Origin of the sequence: Paenibacillus gyeongsangnamensis, assembly GCF_027533625.1 — a bacterium.
Taxonomy (GTDB): Bacteria; Bacillota; Bacilli; order Paenibacillales; family NBRC-103111; genus Paenibacillus_G; species Paenibacillus_G gyeongsangnamensis.
Genome location: NZ_JAQAGZ010000030.1, coordinates 57,261 through 70,662 on the forward strand (window position 1 = coordinate 57,261; position 13,402 = coordinate 70,662).

General features: G+C 44.5%; 14 protein-coding genes and 3 pseudogenes. 6 read left to right on the forward strand and 11 right to left on the reverse strand.

The genetic code is table 11. The features are described from left to right. Positions 1-157: 157 nt before the first annotated feature. From O9H85_RS32710 to O9H85_RS32720, 3 genes are all read right to left on the reverse strand, one after another. Positions 158-631: a hypothetical protein gene (locus O9H85_RS32710; protein WP_269885564.1), complete on the reverse strand. Its 474-nt coding sequence runs from the start codon at positions 629-631 to the stop codon at positions 158-160. Positions 632-1,008: 377 nt separating this feature from the next. After that, positions 1,009-1,467: a GNAT family N-acetyltransferase gene (locus O9H85_RS32715; RefSeq protein ID WP_269885565.1), complete on the reverse strand. Its 459-nt coding sequence runs from the start codon at positions 1,465-1,467 to the stop codon at positions 1,009-1,011. Positions 1,468-1,703: 236 nt separating this feature from the next. Then, entirely contained in the window at positions 1,704-2,477 is a 774-nt protein-coding gene (locus O9H85_RS32720; protein WP_269885566.1) for an SDR family NAD(P)-dependent oxidoreductase, read from the reverse strand. A 273-nt stretch (positions 2,478-2,750) separates the two neighbouring features. Between O9H85_RS32720 and O9H85_RS32725 the strand changes: the two genes are divergently transcribed. Then, positions 2,751-3,866 carry a hypothetical protein gene (locus tag O9H85_RS32725; RefSeq protein WP_269885567.1) on the forward strand — a complete coding sequence of 372 codons (1,116 nt, stop codon included), beginning with the start codon at positions 2,751-2,753 and terminating at the stop codon, positions 3,864-3,866. 150 nt (positions 3,867-4,016) lie between these two features. Here the strand turns inward: O9H85_RS32725 and O9H85_RS32730 are convergent. Beyond that, positions 4,017-4,337: pseudogene (locus O9H85_RS32730) on the reverse strand (ATP-binding protein); the annotation flags it as partial. A gap of 123 nt (positions 4,338-4,460) precedes the next feature. On the opposite strand from O9H85_RS32730, the gene O9H85_RS32735 reads away from it, so the two are divergent. Continuing rightward, positions 4,461-4,913, forward strand: coding sequence for a hypothetical protein (locus O9H85_RS32735; protein ID WP_269885568.1), 453 nt, complete (start codon positions 4,461-4,463; stop codon positions 4,911-4,913). A 264-nt stretch (positions 4,914-5,177) separates the two neighbouring features. Here O9H85_RS32735 and O9H85_RS32740 read toward each other — a convergent pair whose 3' ends face one another. The 5 genes and pseudogenes from O9H85_RS32740 to O9H85_RS32760 form a co-directional block, all read right to left on the reverse strand. Then, positions 5,178-5,885: a CTP synthase C-terminal region-related (seleno)protein gene (locus O9H85_RS32740; protein ID WP_269885569.1), complete on the reverse strand. Its 708-nt coding sequence runs from the start codon at positions 5,883-5,885 to the stop codon at positions 5,178-5,180. Between the two features lie 135 nt (positions 5,886-6,020). Beyond that, on the reverse strand, positions 6,021-7,853 hold the full coding sequence (locus O9H85_RS32745; RefSeq protein ID WP_269885570.1) for an ABC transporter ATP-binding protein: 1,833 nt from the start codon (positions 7,851-7,853) through the stop codon (positions 6,021-6,023). Further along, positions 7,837-9,436, reverse strand: a pseudogene (locus tag O9H85_RS32750) (ABC transporter ATP-binding protein). The gene O9H85_RS32745 and the pseudogene O9H85_RS32750 overlap by 17 nt, the downstream one beginning before the upstream one ends. A 52-nt stretch (positions 9,437-9,488) precedes the next feature. Then, entirely contained in the window at positions 9,489-9,974 is a 486-nt protein-coding gene (locus tag O9H85_RS32755; protein ID WP_269885571.1) for a nitroreductase family protein, read from the reverse strand. After that, positions 9,961-10,326 carry a hypothetical protein gene (locus O9H85_RS32760; protein WP_409348241.1) on the reverse strand — a complete coding sequence of 122 codons (366 nt, stop codon included), beginning with the start codon at positions 10,324-10,326 and terminating at the stop codon, positions 9,961-9,963. Before O9H85_RS32760 ends, O9H85_RS32755 begins: the two co-directional genes overlap by 14 nt. A 226-nt stretch (positions 10,327-10,552) precedes the next feature. On the opposite strand from O9H85_RS32760, the gene O9H85_RS32765 reads away from it, so the two are divergent. From O9H85_RS32765 to O9H85_RS32780, 4 genes and pseudogenes are all read left to right on the forward strand, one after another. Next, positions 10,553-10,735, forward strand: a complete 183-nt coding sequence (locus O9H85_RS32765) for a hypothetical protein (RefSeq protein ID WP_269885572.1) — start codon at positions 10,553-10,555, stop codon at positions 10,733-10,735. Continuing rightward, positions 10,722-10,931, forward strand: a complete 210-nt coding sequence (locus O9H85_RS32770) for a hypothetical protein (protein ID WP_269885573.1) — start codon at positions 10,722-10,724, stop codon at positions 10,929-10,931. The genes O9H85_RS32765 and O9H85_RS32770 overlap by 14 nt, the downstream gene beginning before the upstream one ends. Positions 10,932-11,272: 341 nt before the next feature. After that, positions 11,273-11,472 (forward strand): annotated as a pseudogene (locus O9H85_RS32775) (DUF6530 family protein); the annotation flags it as partial. A 39-nt stretch (positions 11,473-11,511) separates the two neighbouring features. Then, on the forward strand, positions 11,512-12,720 hold the full coding sequence (locus tag O9H85_RS32780; protein ID WP_269885574.1) for an MFS transporter: 1,209 nt from the start codon (positions 11,512-11,514) through the stop codon (positions 12,718-12,720). Positions 12,721-12,822: 102 nt separating this feature from the next. Here O9H85_RS32780 and O9H85_RS32785 read toward each other — a convergent pair whose 3' ends face one another. Then, positions 12,823-12,912, reverse strand: a complete 90-nt coding sequence (locus tag O9H85_RS32785; RefSeq protein WP_269885575.1) for a DUF3977 family protein — start codon at positions 12,910-12,912, stop codon at positions 12,823-12,825. Positions 12,913-13,193: 281 nt separating this feature from the next. Next, the coding region (locus tag O9H85_RS32790) for a transposase (RefSeq protein ID WP_269885576.1) at positions 13,194-13,402 on the reverse strand (209 nt) is incomplete at its 5' end.

The following is a 13,402-nucleotide window of genomic DNA, read 5'->3' on the forward strand; positions in this document are numbered from 1 at the left end:
TACTATTATATTCAATAAAGCGGTACTTGGACAAGTTTGCTACATATAGTTTATCTACGCCTCTGGTTCAAGGTCTGCTGTCTCTTGCTTTTTTTCCCATAAGCAAAAAAGAAGACACGAAATCTAATTTCACGTACCTTCTTTTTTAGATCTATTTTTAAACAATCCCAGGTGCGTATTGATTTTTTTCAAAGTAAATCTGCAAGGAACCGAAAAAGATACGTCCTTGATTATAATGAATTTTACAAGTGTATCCGTAAGACTTTAAATTACTCTGAAGTACTTTGAATCCTGGCAATTCGCTGACTAACATCGTAATTCGGCGAACAACGTAATTGGGTAATTTTGAAAAAGGTGTAGGATTAATTCCATCAGCTACTGAAATAAAAGTCGGAAATGAGGTTTTCTTATGATGCGGCAGGGAAACATAATCTTCTGCAATTTCCAATAACTCTTTATTGAGTCTATTTAGATTAATGGTAATATTTTTGTAAAAATAGATGCCGTAACCGATTCTATTGGTTAAGGGGTTCAAACGTTTCTTCCATTTCAAGACTTTAGCCGCCAAATAAGTATCACATTTTTGAACAAAAGGATCCCAATTCATTGTGGATGAAAACCATCTTTTCATGCTGATTCTCCTTCTTATGCCTGTGTCCTATTTCTTCATGCTGCAACTTAACTAATTCTTTTCTGGATTAAAATGCCTCCGTACAATTAACGCAAGACCGAACAAAATGTTTTGTTGAAATTATTTACATTTATTATCTGCCTGCGCAACTCACCGATGCGGAAGCCGCGGTCGATGCAGTTACTTGTTAGCGGAGAAAATGGCTGCCATTCGGCAGCCATTTATATATTAAACTATCATATTCGTTAATTCAATGAACTGGTTACTTACTCTTTACGATTGGGAGCACTATCAATTTATTTCGGGTGTCCATTCCCCCCTTTTACGCAATGATGCTGCCGGTCATTTCGGCGGCGGCGTCTTAGTTGAGTGTTCAGCTATCGTTCTTCGTTATTGAACTTTTTTATAAAATTTTTTTGGTCCTTTGTAAACATATAGCCACGTCGTTCGTAGAACCTATGAGCATGTATCCGACTTGGGTGGGATAACAGTTTAATCCCTGAAAATCCATTGTTCTTTCCCCACTGTTCAAGACGCTCGATCAACATGCTGCCTACACCTTGATTTCTATACTTTTCTTTAACGACGAATCCTAGGACGTTTACTAAAGAGGCAGAAAAAAGTAATTCATATGGGCTTCCATGAATATATCCTATTACCTCGTTGTTTTGTTCACAAACAAAGATGATATCTTTTGTTTTCTTTGTAATGATTTCAATCTTCTCTTTTACTTTTTCTTCAGAAAATACATGCAGATTCGGGTTAAAGTCTTGGTTTAACAAATAAATATCATGATAATCAGTTACCCTAATTTCCCTAACATTTTGTTCTATCATTTCTGAACGCCTCATTTCGCAAAATCATCACGAACACCTGAAATAAATGTTATACGTCTCTGCATATTTTAGCAATGCCCTGCACTTGCACTAATCTACTCCATCCATCTATCCTATGCTTCATGTTTACAATCTTAGAAAAGCAACATTATGAAAATGTAAAAATCCGGCCAAATGTCGGATGACAAAGGGTCGGATTAATAAGCTGTTAGTAGATGTTAGGCTGCACTTGCAATTTAATCCATGATGGAACCGCAGGTCAGGTTTGCGATGGTTCCGGTCATCGCGCTGGCCCGATCGGAAGCCATGAAGACCGCTGCATTGGCAACCTCGTTCAAAGTTGGGAGATGTCCAAGTAGGGTCCCATTTTCCATGTACGTCTTCACATCACTCTCGCTGCCTTCACCTTCATTTGTCCAAGTCTCCGGAATGGCATCGGGTCGCAAGCAAACGACACGAATCCCCTGCGGACCAAGCTCACCCGCCAAGCTGCGAGAGAGTGCTTCGATACTGGCGCATGCTGTTCCGAAGCCTCCGGTCAAATGGAATCTGCTGTCACGCCCGGATAATCCGGCCGCGGATGAAGAGAGGGTCAAGATGACACCGGATCTTTGCCGCACCATATGCCGTGCAGCTGCGGTCGCTGTAAGGAAATGCGTTTTGACGCGTGTCAAGATCGGAAGAGTAAAGTTTTCGCTTGTCATCTGAATGAGCGGGGTTCCCATATCTCCCCGGATCGAAATCGCGTTGAAAGTGATATCAATACTGCCTGTCTTCTGTACAATCGCATCGAGATGCTGCTCGATAGCCTGTGGATCGAGAGCGTCGACTTGAGCCGCTTCGGCTGCTCCTCCCGCAAGGGATATTTCTTCAGTCAAGGCTTCAAGCTTTGGCAGTGTGCAGCCAGCAAGGAAGACTTTCGCCCCGTCACGCGCAAAAGCACGGGCAACCGTACTGCCGATTTTCCCTCCTGCCCCATAGATCACGGCGTTCTTATCCTTGAGCAGCATATGTCTTCCTCCTTGATTCGGTACGGGATTTCGTATCCTCCGATAGAAGAAAAGGCCTTAAATGTCCCATAGTTTAGACACCCTTTCAAAATGAGGTTTAGAATGGTACAAGCTTATTATATAAATGTAATACATGTTTCGTTTCTTATGAATTGCTATTTTGATTTATATATCTGGCTAATTTCATTTTAATCCTTCATTAAGGTTTTCGTTATAATTTGTTAAAAAGTTTGGCTTAGTATGAAGATCAAACCAAAAAAGGAGAGTTGAACTATGTTTACTAAAAGAATAATTGCCCTCTCTGTTGTAAGTGCCTTATTATTGACCGGGACTTCCGCTTACGCTGAATCTAGCATCGGCCAATCTTCATCACCTTCCATCCCTCAAAAAAAAGAAGCACTTTTATCTAATCTTGCTTCTAAGCTCGGCATTAGTACCAACGGATTAACTACGGCACAAATCCAACAAGCGATTAAGGATAAGGAGACGGCTAATCTTCAAGCTAAAGCAACTAAGCTTGGCGTTGATACGACCGGATTTACCAATGCTCAAATTCAGCAGGCCATTAAAGAAAAACTGACGGCTAATCAAACCGCCCGCTTGTCTGCCATTGCCTCCAAGCTCGGCATTAATACCAGCGGTTTGAGTAATGCACAAATCCAACAAGCGATTAAGGATAAGGAGACGGCTAATCTTCAAGCTAAAGCAGCTAACCTTGGCATCGATACGACCGGACTTACCAATGCTCAAATTCAGCAGGCCATTAAAGAAAAACTGATAGCTAATCAAACGTCCCGATTGTCTGCCATTGCCTCCAAGCTCGGCATTAATACCACAGGTTTGACTCTTGCACAAATCCAACAGGCGATTAAGGATAAGGAGACAGCTAATCTTCAAGCTAGTGCAGCTAAGCTTGGCATTGATACGACCGGGCTAACCAATGCTCAAATTCAGCAGGCCATTAAAGAAAAACAGATAGCTAATCAAACGGCCCGCTTAACCGCCACTGCCTCCAAGCTGGGCATTAACACCAACGGATTGACTTTGGTACAAATCCAACAAGCGATTAAGGATAAGGAGACAGCTAATCTTCAAGCTAAAGCAACTACGCTTGGCGTTGATACGACTGGACTCACCAATGCTCAAATTCAGCAGGCCATTAAAGAAAAACTGACAGCTAATCAAACGGCCCGCTTGTCTGCCATTGCCTCCAAGCTCGGCATTAACACCAACGGATTGACTTTGGCACAAATCCAACAAGCGATTAAGGATAAGGAGACGGCTAATCTTCAAGCAAGTGCAGCCAAGCTTGGCATTGATACGACCGGGCTAACCAATGCTCAAATTAAGCAAGCAATCCATAACCGAAAAACAGCAGCAACCCACTGAAATCAAACTTAAACTTTAGCCCATTCAATAACAGGAGCAGGACGCCGCAGAGGCGCTTGCTCCTGTTGTCTTTATCAAGCTATCCGATTGATAGGCTTCCGTCGATACCGGCAGCTGTTGTCATTGTGCAATCGTCTTCGTTAGCTCAGAAACGAGGATACTGATAAAGCCTTTATTTTGAAAACGAGCGAGCAGATCCAAACGACCTTTGCGAGCGCGATTTGAGTTGCAAAGAATGAGATGAAAATTGGTCTGATTAACTGCATAATCTACAATTGTTTGAGTGATGGCGTACTTGACAGTATTAGGTCCTTGTTTTGGTAGTAAGATTTTGTAATAGGTGTTGATGAATTCAGCCTGGTTATCTTGGTCAATCACGAGTGAGTTGTCCAACTGTTGTTCTAAAGCTTTAGCAAATGTAGTTTTCCCGCTATGGGTTTTACCGACAGTAATAATGACTAACCTTTTCATCAAGGCAGCTCCATTCTTCAAGGTGGGACTCGGTTATAACCATTCTTTCTCTTCTGTTTTTTTCATCTATAGCTACAATAATCCTGTAATACATCATATTTACAAGGAAGGGTCGACACAATTATGGAAATCGGAGCGCTTCAATATACATGCTCGGAGGCAAAGCAGTTTGCCACTCACGGACAAATTGAGGAATGGGTTCACCTTTATTTGAATTCAGCAGGTAAAAACCCTAAATTTTCGGAAGGTCTAAAGAAACAAAAACGACATTGGGTCGGTCCAATTCTTGTTGACGTTGATCGGTTGCATCGTTGTCACGGACCTGAGAATGAACCAAATATGGAGTATTACTCTTCGGTGGCTCATTGGGAGTATAAAGTTGGCCGATTTGAACAGATGTTTCGCGATGGCTGGGATGCTCCACCACCAATTTTACAACATATTAATGGCGCACTATCTGTCCGTGATGGTAATCGACGTACAGCAGTACTTAAGCGTGCCGGTATCAAGGAGTATTGGGTAATCATTTGGGATGATGAAAGCGCAGAGAACATTTGGAACACACTCCGTAACTAAAGCCTAAATCAGCCCAAACCCCAATCATCCCATACCCCTTGCAGTGGCTTTATTGATCAGGTAGCAGCAGCTTTCGGCACAAAGTTCCTCCCGTTTATGGACATTCCATTTTAGCTTAATAAACAAAATCTCCCTTTTCGTTAATGGTCTGTTGAAATCAGTAATCTTTTACCCATCAGCCATATTGCCGTGCCGGTGCCCCACAGAATCAGGGCGGAACCAAGGCCGACAACAGACATATATGCCATCTAAGGTGAACTATCATTATGCAGAGCTACACTTGTTGGCTTTATGAAGGAAGGCTTTGATCAATGGATGAATGATATTTTTCAATGCTGAACGTTCTGGTTGAAATAACGTCCCAATAAAGAAAGGATGCTGATCAAGCTCCATAATACGAACTTCACCATCAAGGTCTACTCCAGCAACGCGCAAGCCTGCTTTTTCTAACATAGGGCGAAATTCAGAGTTCAAGCCGTAATTACAAATCCCATACTGTTCAATAATCTCATGTGTTCCATAAATATCTATTACTTTTGAACCGGGGGTCAGCTTAAAAGTATGCATCTTTTCACTAACCGAGCATGTGAGAGGAGCAACTAATATCAAAGAAGCGGAAGGATTTTCCTCAGCATGATCCGCTTCAGCAAGCCCCATCACATTCCTTGCAAACTCAATTATCATGTGCTGAAAACCACCGCACGTACCTAATAAAGGAATCCGATGTTCGCGAGCAAACCGGATTCCATTGAGGGCCCCTTGCATGCTGCGGTAAGGACTGGCAGGAACTACCCAAAGTGCATGATACTTGGATAGCTTCTGTTCGAAATCTTGATCCAACGAAGGTGTTGAAACCCATTCGAAATTGATATGCACACCCAGGTCATCTGCTACTAATTGGATTGCCCGAGGTATAGCCGCATGTGCCACGACTTCCTTATCATAATCACCAATTAATCCGATATTGCACACACTAACACATCCTCTCCACTTATTGTTATAGCAATCAACAAAGCATTAATTATAAAGTGGCATTCACTTCAAATCAAGAATTAATTAGCTGAGTGAAACACTATCGTTCCTCATTTTAGTTTAATGTGTTAATCCCTACACTGCTCTTTGAAACTGGCTTATATACAATTCATAATAGAAGCCTTGGGCCTCCAAAAGCTGGCGATGCGTCCCTTTTTCAACGATTTCCCCTCCGCTTAGCACGACGATCATATCGGCGTCTTGAATGGTGCTTAAACGGTGGGCAATTACGAAGCTCGTGCGGCCTTTCATCAGGCTTTTCATCGCTTCCTGTATGTGCATTTCCGTTCGTGTATCGACACTGCTCGTTGCTTCATCCAGAATGAGAATGGCGGGGTCGGCCAATATCGTCCGGGCGATGGTAAGCAGCTGACGCTGTCCTTGGCTCAAATTGCTTCCTTCCGCAGTCAAGACAGTATCATAGCCATGGGGCAGCCTGTTGATAAAACCATCCGCATTGGCCAGCTTAGTCGCAGCATCGACTTCTTCGTCCGTTGCGTCCGGACGGCCGTATCGGATGTTCTCGCGAATACTGCCGGCGAAAACGTATGCGTCCTGGAGAACCATTCCAAGCTTGCTGCGCAAGCGGTTCTTCCCCATACGCCGGATATCGAGGCCATCGATCGTTATGGCGCCTTCATCAATTTCATAAAAACGGGTTAACATGTTCACAATGGTTGTTTTGCCTGCCCCCGTTGGCCCGACCAACGCAATCTTATCGCCAGGGTTTGCCGTAAAGGAGACTTGCTTCAAAATAGGCGACTCCGTTGTATAGCTAAAGGAAACCTCATGAAAGATGACTTCGCCTCTCACTTCTCGGAAAGCTCGCTCCTCATCCGATTTATATTCCGAGTCCATATCCAAAATTTCAAAAACACGCTCGGCACCGGCAACGGCGGACTGAATCATATTATATTGATTTGCCAATTCATTGATCGGCCGGTTAAATTGTTTCGAATAATTTAAGAAGCTGACGATAACCCCTATCGTCGTCCAATCATGAAACACCATCCAGCCCCCTACGGCTGCGATGAACGCAAAGCTCAGGTTATTGAAAAAGTTCATGACCGGGCCCACCATGCCTGATACGATTTGCGCTTGGACTCCGGCCCGATTCAGTTTATTATTAATCTCTTGAAATTGTTTGACGGCCACGGCTTCGCGGCGAAACGCTTTTACGACTTTCTGGCCGCTGACGGTCTCTTCAATAAATCCGTTCAACTCTCCGAGCGCTTGCTGCTGTCCCTTAAAGTAATTTCGGGTCAGGCCCGAAATCTTCCTGGTTGCAACCAAGAGAAGCGGAATACTTACCAAGCTGACAACCGTTAGAAACAAGTTCAAGCGCAGCATCATAACGAGCGAACCGGTAAGCGTAATGATACTGGTCAGCAGTTGGATAACACTTTGATTCAAGGAATTGGATACATTTTCGATATCATTCGTAGCTCGGCTCATCAGCTCCCCATGGGGACGGCTATCGAAAAAATGGAGCGGCAGCTGTTGAAATTTATCAAATATGTCATGCCGCATTTCCTGCACCGTCCGCCCGGCTACACCCGCCATTACGTAGTTTTGAAGACAAGTAAACATGCTGCCCAGCAAATAGAAGCCAAGCATGAATAAGCATAACCATACAAGACCGGCAACATTTTTCGGAATGATATAGGCATCGACGGCTCTTCCCATGAGATAAGGACCGACGAGCCCAATGATGGAGCTTAGCAGGGTGACAAAAGTGACGATTAACAAACCGGTACGCTGCCTGACTAAATAGCCCCATAGTCTTCTTACGGTTGCGTAAGTATTTTTAAGCCGTACCTTAGGACCTATGAACCTGCCGGGTCCGCCAATCGGGGGGCCCTGCACCTTCAAGGAATCGAGCTGAGTTCGGTTAACGTGCTCTGACATAGGATAGATCCTCACCCTTCCATTGAGAGCGATAAATATCTTGATAGATCAGACTGCTCCGAAGAAGCTCATCGTGCGTTCCTTCAGCTGCAATTCTTCCTTGATCAAGAACAAGGATTTTATCCGCATCAATGACCGATGAGATGCGCTGAGCGATGATAAGGTTAGTACTTTGCTTCATCAGATTTTTAAGCGACCTCTGGATTCGCGATTCCGTTCCGAGATCTTGATGAAGGAATGAGCCTCGGCCGCTTTGGCTGCAGCCTCCACTTCTTCCTGAACGGCATCAGGATACCCGAAACGGATGTTGTCCCGGATATTTCCGCTAAACAATATCGATTGCTGTAGCACGATACCGATTCGGCTTCGAAGAAGGTCTAGCGGGATCTCTCTTACGTCGGTTCCGTCAATGTGCCGCTTGTCGTATCGTAAAAGCGTGGTATTAAATTGACCAGAGAAGATTTTCCCGCCCCGGTAGCGCCCAAGATCGCGATTGTCTGGCCGGGCTCGGCCCGGAAGCTTATATCTTGCAATACAAAATCCTTTTGTACGTTATCGTAGGCAAAAGAAACGTTCTCAAAGATCAACTCTCCCGAGTGGAAGGCGTCTTCCTGCTTAAGCTTCTTCAAATCATTGATCTCGGATTCCAAGACGAACACTTCATTAACCCTTTCTGCGGATGCCTGGGCGCGGGAAACGAAGGACAGCATATTTCCGAGCATGAGCATGGCAAAGAGCAATTGTATCACATAGTTGATAAATGCAATTAGATCGCCGATAGAAAGGCTTCCGTTCCACGACTGTAATCCTCCGTACCACAGTACGGCTACGATGCTGACATTCATGATCAGCATCATGATCGGCATATTTAATGCAACGATCCTACCGGCTTTGACAGCGTTTTCCGTAGTATCACGGTTAGCGTGAGCAAACCTTCTACGCTCGTACTCTGACCGGACAAACGCTTTAACAACCCGGATCCCGGACAAATTTTCTTGGAGCACTGTGTTTACGCGATCCAATCTAGTTTGGACTTTGGCGAAGAGCGGATAGGAAAGACGAATCAGAAAAAATAAGACAATGAAGAGCGCCGGAACGGCAAAAACTAAAATCAGCGTCAATCGAAGACTGATGACGATCGCCATCGTCAAGCTGCCAATGACGAGCAACGGGGAACGGACGAGAACGCGCAGGATCATTTGCACGAACGTTTGAACTTGAATTACGTCATTCGTCAACCGGGTAATGAGAGAACCGGTATTCATTTGATCCAGATGACGAAATGATAACGATTGCACTTTTTGAAATAAATCATTTCTCACATCCGCTCCGAAGTTTTGGGAAGAGATGCTGGAAAAAACCGTACAGCCTGCACCACCGATTAAACCGATAAGGGCAATACCGATCATCTGCAGTCCCGTATTTTGAATCAGACTCAAATTGCCTTTCATGATACCGTCGTTAACGATATGCGCCATCAGCTTCGGCTGGAGCAAATCCATGTAGACCTCAATCAGCATCAACATCGGCGCCAATAAAGCGGATTTCCAGTAAGGCTTCAAATACGATTTCAATTTCCACACAGTATCTCACCTCTATTGACGAATGTCTTTTTATATCGCCGCGGCGAGTAAGTTAGGACAAATACGTGATTTTGGAAGCAATCGGCGTTCTTGGTTTGGCAGCCGGGACTTCCGCCGGGTATCCAACCCCGAATACTCCAATAACATCGTAATCTTCAGGAATACCGAGAATTTGACGATTGCGAGGCAAAACGCCCAAAGATGTCCATCTTACACCGGCGCCTGCTTCATGAGCGGCCAATAAGAAATTCTGTACGAAGCAAGAGGCAGCAATGACATTCTCGTCACGTTCGAACTCAGTCGGAGCATGTTTGGACAATACCGCAAGAACGACAGGCGCACCGCCAAAGTCCGCTTTATGATTTAATTTCGCTCTTGTATCCGGTCCGATAAACAGGAGCTCCCACGGTTCGTTCAAACGATGATTGGGCGCATAACTTGCAGCCTCCAGCCAAGACATCAATTCATCGCGATAAATCGGATCCGGCTTAAAATCTTTAATATTTCTCCGGGTTCTAATCACATCAATTGTTGCCATATTTTACATCCTCCCCATCACTTTTATTATCGCATTCAAAAGGTACTTCACGAAGTTCAAACGTATGGATAAACTCTTGGATGATCGTATCGACCGCTTTTAATTCACCGCTTATGACTTGCTTAATGGACTCGTATTCAGGCTGATTCAGCTGCTGCATTAAGGTCGAACGCTTTACATTCAGTCTCTCCAGAAATGCGATAGCCCTGCCTCGGCGAAAGGTTTGAGCACTTTGGATACGCTGCTCGGAACAATCCTTCATTCCGCATTTATCATCATGCTCATGACCTCGGTGCTCCCAGTGCCCTTTTTGACCGTGATGCCCTCTATGTCCATGTCTTCCTTCGCGCATCTTTACTCTCCTCCCTAGATTGTATACAAACGTATACGTAATTTCATATGTATACAAATGTATACTACTTTCGGGTGATTTGTCAATATTTTCTTATTTGCAAAAAACGCTTTCAATATTCATTACCGCTGCGCAAAAAGTTCCAGCATTTTGAATAAATCATTTAAATTTACACAAGCTAGCATCGGTATGATGGAAGAACAAACCAAAGAAGGAGGTATGAAAAATGAGCAACAGCCTGGATGCCATCCGCGCCGATCAGCAGAACTTCCTGGACGCGACGGAGGACGAAGTCAAGGAAGTGCCGGCCTCTACGAACGCGGGCGAAGCGGTAGAAGCCATCGTGGCCCATATCAACAAATATGATGTGCCGGAGGAGAAGGAAGAAGCTCCGGATGCAGGCCGGTAAAAAAAGAGAAAACCCGGAATCGGTTGAATTCCGGGTTTTCTTGCTGACAACATTGAATCCCGGTGACGGCATTTACTTCAACTCCTTGGAAGAGCATCTCGTTATCCCTATCTCCCAGCAGGTCAAATATATGGCCGTATTCACGGAGCATCAGGCTAAGTCTTACGACAATGGCAGTCCTAGGGACTCCAGATAAAAAAAACGAACCCTGAAGTCCGGTTTGGACTTCAGGGTTTATTTGTGTTGCCGTTCCTATCTCCCTACATTGCTGGAACAGCGCCGAAACAATGCAACTATCCTGTCAGCCGTTGCGATAGTCTTGTTCGTTACCCCTCAACGTTACCTGCATGTCTGCTGATCGCGAATCATACCTCCATGTTTCTAACATTACAGCCTACACGTACCCCTGAGGCACCTCCAACCTCAAGAATCCGATTGCCCTCCTTGATGCTTGTAGATTTCACAAAAAATGGATTGACTAACGTTGAAATCCAAGTTAAACTGAAACAGTTATTTAGTAAATTAGTAATTTAGTAAATGAAAAGAGGGAAAGAAAATGAAAATACCACTACTTTAAAGCATAAGCCTGGTGTCGTGTCAGAAACCTATAAGCAGTAACGACCGATTCTCCCAAAACACGGAGCAAAAGGCCTTTCTTTAGGAGCCCAATGGAACGTTAGAGGAATGGTCGATATTTCTGCCAGGCTATGGGGATACCGGGAGAAACATGGTCAAGGCACGTTATCAAAAATATTAAAGGATATGGGGTATTAAAAATGTTTTCCAATCGTTATGTTCGAACTATTATCCTCTCCCGGGTGCTGCTGCAGCTGGGAATTTGGATCCGGAATTATGCCGTACTTCTTTATGTTACCGATTTGACGAATAATAATCCGGTTTATGTATCACTTATTTCGGTTGCAGAATTCGCTCCAATCTTTCTATTCGCCCTCATCGGCGGGACCTTTGCCGACCGATGGCGGCCGAAGCGGACAATGGTATGGAGCGATCTGCTGTCTTCCTTGTCTGTTGCGGCTGTGCTGCTTGCCCTCATGAACGACGGATGGATTGCACTTCTCATCGGATCGTTTGTTTCCGCCAGCCTGTCTCAATTTTCTCAGCCTTCGGCCATGAAACTGTATAAGCGGCATGTGCTAGGCGAACAACTGCAGAGCGTGATGGCGATGTCCCAAACTCTCGTCGCTGTCTTTATGGTTTTGGGTCCGGTCATCGGAACGTTTATTTTCTTACAGTTTGGAATTAAAGTTTCTCTCGTCCTGACGGCAGTTCTGTTCCTTGGGTCTGCACTTGTATTATCGTCCCTTCCCCATGACGCGGAGGAATCGAAGTCTGGCGATGCCGGCGGCTTCATAAAGGAGTTGGCGGCCGGACTGCGCTATATCAGGTCCAATCAATCTTTAAGAACACTCAGCTTGACTTTCGCGGTTGTCGGATTGGCATCGGGAATTACTCAGCCGCTTCAGTTCTTCCTTGTCATCGAGCAATTGGGACAGAACAAACAATTTCTGCAGTGGTTGGTTATGACCAATGGGGCAGCCATGTTGGCAGGCGGAGTTGCCATAATGGGGATAGCCAAAAAGGTGAAGCCGCAGCTGTTGCTCATGATAGGCTTGCTTGTCACCGCCGTTTGTACGATTGGAATAGGCGCGTCTACGATGATTTGGCTGACAATTGTCCTTTTGGTGATCAGCGGATTGTTTTATCCTTGTATTCAAGGCGGAATCCAGACGCTTATTGTACGGAACACGGAAGGGGCATTTATTGGCCGAGTATCCGGAGCGATTATGCCTGTTTTTATGGGGATGATGGTGATTGGCATGTTCATATCCGGCTATCTGAAGGATACGTTTTCCCTGCTGGCGGTATATGTGGTGAGCGGTGGTTTGATTATTATAGGTGCGTTTTTGCTGCTCCCTCTTATTATTGAGAAAAGAAGAAAAACTGAGAGAGACCCAGCATTATGACGGATAGGAAACAGCGGCGAACTAGGACAAAAAATAATTCCCAGATTGGCCGCAGTTCCATTAGACCATTGCTCTTCGTCAGTTCAGTTACAATAGTGAGTTTCATTTTCGCTTAATTTCAGACCCATCATTAAATTCTGATTCCGTTCGTACTATCCAAGTATTTCCTAAACCTATTTCGATATATTTCAACCGAGCTTACCTCTTTCTTCATTGAAGTCTAGTTTTTCCATATTATCACATATTGGAATTATCCTCCTAGTTACTTCAACGATTAGGAGCAGGTCGCCGCGGCGCCTGCTCCAGTCATAATTTTTTCACCATCGTACTCGTCTAGCTTAATTGATGAGCGCTGTGATTCCTTAATCGATGAGTGCTGTGATTCGCTATAAAAACGCCCATAATAATGAGTGATACACCGATGTAACCATGCCATCCAATACTTTCCTTCAAGAAGATAAAAGCAAATTTGATTATCCAACTAGCTCAGGATAGGTAATCGTCGTAGTTGAAAGGCAACAATGAACCAGCCGATTAAATAATTCACTCTTGATCTCGCGGCGGTTAAACCGATAACAAAACTCATCAAGATAGGATTGCAGATGCTTTGAGTCTAGGCCGTGATAAGTTCCACCAATAAAAGCCTTCGCATTAGAAATGATCGTGTGAAGCCATTTCAGAT

Bases quoted from the DNA above. Each gene is read 5' to 3' on its own strand.
- O9H85_RS32715 (WP_269885565.1), bottom strand. From the start codon at position 1,467: ATGATAGAACAAAATGTTAGGGAAATTAGGGTAACTGATTATCATGAT.
- O9H85_RS32760 (WP_409348241.1), bottom strand. From the start codon at position 10,326: ATGCGCGAAGGAAGACATGGACATAGAGGGCATCACGGTCAAAAAGGG.
- O9H85_RS32720 (WP_269885566.1), bottom strand. From the start codon at position 2,477: ATGCTGCTCAAGGATAAGAACGCCGTGATCTATGGGGCAGGAGGGAAA.
- O9H85_RS32755 (WP_269885571.1), bottom strand. From the start codon at position 9,974: ATGGCAACAATTGATGTGATTAGAACCCGGAGAAATATTAAAGATTTT.
- O9H85_RS32725 (WP_269885567.1), top strand. From the start codon at position 2,751: ATGTTTACTAAAAGAATAATTGCCCTCTCTGTTGTAAGTGCCTTATTA.
- O9H85_RS32765 (WP_269885572.1), top strand. From the start codon at position 10,553: ATGAGCAACAGCCTGGATGCCATCCGCGCCGATCAGCAGAACTTCCTG.
- O9H85_RS32710 (WP_269885564.1), bottom strand. From the start codon at position 631: ATGAAAAGATGGTTTTCATCCACAATGAATTGGGATCCTTTTGTTCAA.
- O9H85_RS32780 (WP_269885574.1), top strand. From the start codon at position 11,512: ATGTTTTCCAATCGTTATGTTCGAACTATTATCCTCTCCCGGGTGCTG.
- O9H85_RS32735 (WP_269885568.1), top strand. From the start codon at position 4,461: ATGGAAATCGGAGCGCTTCAATATACATGCTCGGAGGCAAAGCAGTTT.
- O9H85_RS32745 (WP_269885570.1), bottom strand. From the start codon at position 7,853: ATGTCAGAGCACGTTAACCGAACTCAGCTCGATTCCTTGAAGGTGCAG.
- O9H85_RS32770 (WP_269885573.1), top strand. From the start codon at position 10,722: ATGCAGGCCGGTAAAAAAAGAGAAAACCCGGAATCGGTTGAATTCCGG.